Source organism: Brevundimonas sp. UBA7534, from assembly GCF_002479325.1.
GTDB lineage: Bacteria > Pseudomonadota > Alphaproteobacteria > Caulobacterales > Caulobacteraceae > Brevundimonas.
On record NZ_DLMO01000031.1, the window covers coordinates 2,422 to 2,882 of the forward strand.

The 461-nt window shown below is 71.8% G+C and carries 1 pseudogene; it reads right to left on the reverse strand.

The features are described from left to right. Positions 1 to 427 (reverse strand): annotated as a pseudogene (locus B2U11_RS02210) (histidine kinase); the annotation flags it as partial. Positions 428 to 461 lie beyond the last annotated feature (34 nt).

A 461-nucleotide genomic window follows, 5' to 3' on the forward strand; every position in this document is an offset into this window, starting at 1 on the left:
CGGCGCCGGCGGCGTCCAGGCGCGCGATCAGTTCGACGCCCAGGCGGGTCTGCTGCGAGCTCTGCTCCACCTCGACGATCACGCGCGGCGCCTGGCCGGAAATCGACGGCGCCGCATAGTGGATGACGATGTCGTACTCCAGGCGGTTGACAGCGCGCCAGCGGCTCGCGAACCCCTTGTCCTCCATCCGCGCCATGTCCCGCACGCGCCGCGCCACCGGATCGCCCAGCAGGTCGGCGAGCGGGCGATCCAGCCAGCTGTCGCGCCCGGTCAGGTCCTCGATCGGGCCGGCGCCCTTGAGCACCACCTGGGCGTCGGGGTCCAGCACCAGCAGAAAGCCGTGAGGCTGAACGGCCTGGGGGATGTGGATCGGCTCGCGATCGCAGTCGGTCAGGTCGCTCTCGTTGCGGATGGCGGAATCGGTCATGCGGCCGCCCGCTGCGACACCGGCGCCAGCGTGG